This window comes from Bacillus sp. EE-W1, assembly GCF_009760835.1.
Classification (GTDB): domain Bacteria; phylum Bacillota; class Bacilli; order Bacillales; family Bacillaceae_G; genus Bacillus_A; species Bacillus_A wiedmannii.
In genome coordinates, this window is record NZ_WIPE01000060.1 from 215,012 (window position 1) to 220,562 (window position 5,551).

General features: G+C 32.8%; 6 protein-coding genes and 2 pseudogenes. All 8 read left to right on the forward strand.

The genetic code is table 11. From position 1 onward, the window contains the following. Positions 1-702 (forward strand): annotated as a pseudogene (locus tag GFJ36_RS12530) (hypothetical protein); the annotation flags it as partial. 12 nt (positions 703-714) lie between these two features. After that, positions 715-1,095, forward strand: coding sequence for a DUF1998 domain-containing protein (locus GFJ36_RS12535; protein ID WP_098230556.1), 381 nt, complete (start codon positions 715-717; stop codon positions 1,093-1,095). A gap of 15 nt (positions 1,096-1,110) precedes the next feature. Next, a complete protein-coding gene (locus GFJ36_RS12540; RefSeq protein WP_098230557.1) occupies positions 1,111-2,061 on the forward strand; it encodes a hypothetical protein in 951 nt (316 codons plus the stop codon). 13 nt (positions 2,062-2,074) lie between these two features. After that, positions 2,075-2,323 (forward strand): hypothetical protein, encoded by a 249-nt coding sequence (locus GFJ36_RS12545; RefSeq protein ID WP_098230558.1) that lies wholly within the window; start codon positions 2,075-2,077, stop codon positions 2,321-2,323. 72 nt (positions 2,324-2,395) lie between these two features. Then, positions 2,396-2,884 carry a phage holin family protein gene (locus tag GFJ36_RS12550; protein WP_098230559.1) on the forward strand — a complete coding sequence of 163 codons (489 nt, stop codon included), beginning with the start codon at positions 2,396-2,398 and terminating at the stop codon, positions 2,882-2,884. A gap of 92 nt (positions 2,885-2,976) precedes the next feature. Beyond that, entirely contained in the window at positions 2,977-4,023 is a 1,047-nt protein-coding gene (locus tag GFJ36_RS12555; RefSeq protein WP_098230560.1) for an N-acetylmuramoyl-L-alanine amidase, read from the forward strand. Between the two features lie 382 nt (positions 4,024-4,405). After that, positions 4,406-4,596, forward strand: a pseudogene (locus tag GFJ36_RS29600) (DnaD domain-containing protein); the annotation flags it as partial. Positions 4,597-4,969: 373 nt separating this feature from the next. Then, entirely contained in the window at positions 4,970-5,128 is a 159-nt protein-coding gene (locus GFJ36_RS12560) for a hypothetical protein (protein WP_157349587.1), read from the forward strand. The last annotated feature ends 423 nt before the right edge of the window (positions 5,129-5,551 follow it).

Below are 5,551 nucleotides of genomic sequence, written 5' to 3' on the forward strand. Positions count from 1 at the left end.
TACACAAAGACAGATACATTCTTTGATTATATGGATAATGATTCATTAGCAGCAAAAAGAATTGGTGTTGTTTTAAAAAGAGGAACTGCAGAGGGATTTGTACCGCTTGACATCAATAAAATTATTATGACAAAGAGTAATATGTTACGTCTGCGTCAACTATATAAAAATTATAAGATTGTATTAAAAGATACTGCAGATAATATTCTGTCTACTAATATTGTGGCGGCAGCTCATACAGGCATCGATATTCTACTTCCTTCTTTAGAGTTTGAGGGAATCGTAGAAATATATGACGAAGAAAACGAACTACTAGCAAAGAAACAGGCCACCTTCTACGGTGGGGATATGTATTGTATGGGTTCATCCTTACAAATTAAAATGAATAACGAAGAATTAAATACAACGGATCCAATGAATTTAGGTTACATGTTGAATAATGAGCGGATTGTAAAAATGACAATCGTAAATGATAACATCGGTGCTGCTACAAATATAAAACTATCAATCCAGCAATATATGGAGAAAATCGGCTATACCTGGGCACGTATTTCATTAGATGGTACTAACTATTTGAATGAAATACAGATTGATTCAATAGCCGCACAAAGTACGCGTGAATTTTGGGTAAAGGTTGTGAAGGATACAAATTTACTAGCATTTGAACCAATTTATTTTAATGTTCATCTAAAACATAATTGAGGTGAATACAATATGGGAACTGTAATGAAATTATATAGATATACATCCGAAAGTGAGATTACACCATCAATCCTTATTGAGAGGAATGTACAAATTACAATTGAACCAGGGAAAGTTCTATATGCTCCGCTGGATGTAGGTTGTAACAAATACGATATTCGTACCATTCAAGTTATAAATGATTCAAACGTTGAAGCAATGTTATTTATGTACGATCAAAAAGAGAATGGGAATCAAATCTATAAAAGCTTATCAGAAAAAAGAACATATGATATTTTGGCTATTCCTTGTGAGGATAAAGATCATACAAACAAGGTACATCTTTATATAGAAAATAGGGGCGTAGCAAACTCTACTTTTAATATTTCCATGAAAGCAATACGTTTAAGTTAAGGAGGAATATATAAAATGACCAATAAAATTTGTAAGTTACACAGACTAGAGCGAAGAGAAGTCTTTATGAAGATTATCGATGAAATGAAAAAGGCTGGGTGGCAGCAATTAAATGCTGATGCGCCATCAAAAGATAAAATTTACGTCATGTACTCAAGCGGTAACGACGGTATGAAGAACCATTCTATAGAATTACGTCCATTTGATGTCGCCACTGCAAGTAGCAAAGATATTATAGCAGGTACATATAAGGGCTATGATATAAGAGATCCTAGTTGTACTTTTACCGATGCAACCTTTAGATTAATTGAACGATATGATAAAGAGCAAGATATTACTTTTGGAGGACCTGGTTCGTTCTATCCATTATGTTTTCATCAAGGGAAAACAACTAACTCCACTAATGTTACTTCTATTGGTAAAGTGATTGTTATGGTGGACCTATATTTATACGTTGATAAAGACATTGTTATCTATTGTGTTTATGAAAACGATGATAATCTTCCAGAACGAAAAGGGAAGACTGTAATAGGATTATTTGGTATTCCAGATGAACAATATCAACAAGAACAATTCACACCTATATCTTCTCCTTTTAGTGTATTGGTGAGCGCTTGTCCAAAATCGGACCCTTATTCAGCACTGGTGGCTGCTAGGAGTAAATTTATATATGAGGGATTAAAAAATGTTTCTGTTCCTATTTTTATTTGGGATAAGGTATTTTTAAGGGCACCATCTTTAGAAGGGAATATAATATTTACATCATTTTTTATGGGAGATAGCGTAGATGGATTAAGAGCAAAATTTGATGGCTTTTACACATATAGGGGTTCAAATTTTGTCACTGGCGATATAGTTGAAATTTCTCAAGATGAAGAAGTGCAGAAATATAAATTATTTAACACCTACTACTCAAGTGTATGGAGTTCATTTCCAGAGTTTAACATTGCATTAAGAGTAGAATAAGGCTGGTGATTTTATGACAATAAAAGGCATTATAATTCAACCAAAAACACTGTATCCAACCGTACGACGTAAACCACAAATACGCAAAGGCTTAAAATTAGAAATCAGTGAAATGTATATTACAGGGATGAGACAAACCACCACACGAAAAGGGGTTATGTTTAATTTCTCCCGAAACGAAAGTAAAACTTCTGAAAAAGAAGTAATGAAGCCACCACGAACTGAACCACTAGAGTATGCGTGGAAGAAAATGAATATGTAAATCTTTTATACAATAGCGTGCCAAAGCAGGCTTTTTTATTTTGCTTTGAAGTGTAAAAAGGGGGGTGAAAGTTTGGAACGGATTCATGAACTTGTAAAAACGTTAAATGTACTGGATGTTATTAATACCACCCAATTTAAAGTTGCTTCTGTAATTAGTGGTGGATTGGGAACTATATTTAATTTTTTATATGGTAAATCTAATTTAATTTGGATTATCATTTTGGTATGGGTAGTTGTATTAGATTGGATAACTGGTAGTAAGGCTTCAAAATTAGATGGTACGTATTCATCACAATATGGAATTGAGGGCATTGCACGAACTGTGGTGCTTTTTTTATTACCTTCTTTAGCGCATTTATTTGATATTGCATTTAAACTACCAGAGTTTTTCTTTTTTATGGTAACGGGTGGTTTAGTTTATCATATTTTTAATAGCTTTACAGCCAATTGTGTACGGATTGGCTGGGATAAATGGATTCCTACTTGGTTGTTAGAAAGTGTATCTTCTGAAATTAAAGCGAAAATTAGAAGATCAAAATCTAGAAAAGAAAAAAATTAAATAAAGACAAATATAAAAAATGATAGCAAAAGGAGCAGTCTCAATTGAGGTGCTCTTTTTGTTTATGCAAATATTAAAGGGGAAAATACGAAATGAAAAAATTAATGAAACAATGTATCGCGCTATTTATCATGTGTATTATTTTATTTTCTTCTTCCGCAAGTGTTTTTGCAGATAGAGAAATGATTATTCCAGATTTACCTAAGCAAGGATATAGATATGGTGTGGGTGCATATGAGGGAGTAGTAGCACATTCCACAGCGACACCAGAAGCACCTGCTATCAATATTAGAAATTATGAAGCTAGAACATGGAGAAATGCATTCGTTCATTATGCAACGGATTGGGATGAAACAATTCAAATCGCTGCTACTAAATATAGTGCATGGGGTGCAGGTCCAGCGGCAAATGCTAGATTTGTACATGTAGAACTTTCTGAGACTAGTGATCCAATTAAATTCACAAAATCATATGAAAGATATATAAAGTTACTTGCGAAAATTTTAAAAGATAGAAATATCCATCCGAGTGTTGGATTATGGACTCATAAAGGTATCACATACAAATTAGGCGGTACAGATCATGAGGATCCACTGGGGTATCTTGCTTCACATGGTGTATCAGAAGCTCAATTCCGTTCTGATGTTTTAAAGGCGTATAATGGTCATTCTGTCACTGTGGAAGTAAAACCACAACAACCATCTGAAAGTGTAACGGATGTAACAGGAGTAGCTTATATCGAAGGTTTAAATGTAAACCTTCGATCTGGACCATCCACAAGCAATGATGTCATTCGTAAGGTACAAAAGGGTGAATCATATAAAGTCTGGGGTAAAGTAGGAAAATGGTTGAATCTTGGAGGGAATCAGTGGGTTTATAACGATTCATCATACATTCGCTATAAAGAAGAATCTTCATCTGTGGAAGGTAAACGTGTAGTTTCTAAAGTGAATGATTTACGATTCTATTCAAAAGCTTCCTGGGCAGATAGAGATGTTGTAGGAACTGTCGGTGAAGGTTTAGGGTTCACTATCGTTGATAAAGTATCTGTAAATGGTTCACCACAATATAAAGTGAAGAATAGTAGAGGTAATGTGTTCTATATTACAGCTAGTTCTTATTATGTATATGTGAAGTAGTGAGTAATGGAAAAGAAGGATTTAATAGGAGTATTGAATCCTTCTTTTTAAGATTTAGTTAAAAAGTTCCTGCAGTCCGTTTTGTTAAATACTTAGTATCTAAATAACCTAGGTCTTGAACATGTTGATGTAACTTCTGATTTTAAGGGTGTATAAGGAGGAATAGGAAGATTCTAAAGCGTTTATTCGCATGGATCTTCTTATTTTTTTATTTGTAAGTGTGATTTATAAATGAATCCATAATATGTGATTCGTGGAAATGGACAGATTAAAAGGTCAGAAATATAGGATAAGAAAAAAAGGATCTATGCCTAATAACCTAACAAGGTAGCTCTAATCTAAAGCGAGAAAAATTAGCTTAAAGGTTTTTGATATGAAGGGAAAAGAAGCAGTAAGTTGCTCAAGTGATAGAAAAGTAGTAGAAGAAAACCCAATAGCATTCAACGAGCAAACTTTGGAGTTAGTAAACCATTTGTGGCTGAAGGGAATAATACGGGGATTGAAGATTTAAATTCACAACTTGTTCTCAAGGCAATGGAAATAGCTTTACAAAAGAATGCGCCTAAGGTGAACGTAAACGTTTAGAACAAGTATTAGCTAAATATCGAAAAGAAGCTTAAGTCAAATGGAAGTAGATTATATTACGCGAGAGAAATTTAATCATGGGTGAAGTATCCAATAGATTAATAATTTTCGAGAGATGTGGAAATTTGGTATTTCTGTAGGGAACATTTTGAAAATATTTAAACGGAAACCCCAGTAAGCAATTTTACTAGTCTATGATCAAGCTGAAAAATAAAAAGTAAGGGTTTGGAGTGATTATAATGCCTGAGCAACTAACAATATTTGATTTTGAAAAGGCTTATATTAAGAGATTCAATTTGCATTTTTAGCTTTTGACACATAAAAAGCTTCATCAGATTCCAAAGTTGAAGGAGTGATTGTATTGAAGGTGTGGCAATCTGTCGAAGAGCTACATAATCATGCCAAACAAGCAATTGGCAGGCAGAAGAAAAATTTGATAAAACCCAAATCAATGCAAAAATATTTTGATAATCCCAAAAACAAATTATCTACTATGGATTTTGAAAAGATTGGTTTATAAATAGGAAGTTTTGAATGTTCGTTTACTGCCGTTGTTTGTTTGAAAGGCTTATACATTTAGTTGGTTGACTAATGTTTCAATTCTTCATATTTTTAAAAACCATTTATTTCTTCATGTAAATCCCATATTAGTATATCTAAGCACATAGCATACTGTAACTTTATAAATACTTTTCTGTAAATTCAGAAAAGTATTTATAAAGTTAAAATAAAGAATTTTTTGAATATTTTATATTTACAAACGAACGAGTGTGGAATATTATTACAACATAAGCTTTTGAGTACAAGAAAAGGAGTTGATAATCATGGAAAAAGTTAAAGTTAAAGTTAACATTAAAGCTGAAGAATTAACATCTTCACTTGGCGAGCCACGTGCTTAATCTAAGTGTTGTATATTATTACAATTTAGGTTTTATTACATAAC

Coding starts and splice junctions, on each gene's coding strand:
- GFJ36_RS12540 (WP_098230557.1), top strand. CDS start 1,111: ATGACCAATAAAATTTGTAAGTTACACAGACTAGAGCGAAGAGAAGTC.
- GFJ36_RS12545 (WP_098230558.1), top strand. CDS start 2,075: ATGACAATAAAAGGCATTATAATTCAACCAAAAACACTGTATCCAACC.
- GFJ36_RS12555 (WP_098230560.1), top strand. CDS start 2,977: ATGAAAAAATTAATGAAACAATGTATCGCGCTATTTATCATGTGTATT.
- GFJ36_RS12535 (WP_098230556.1), top strand. CDS start 715: ATGGGAACTGTAATGAAATTATATAGATATACATCCGAAAGTGAGATT.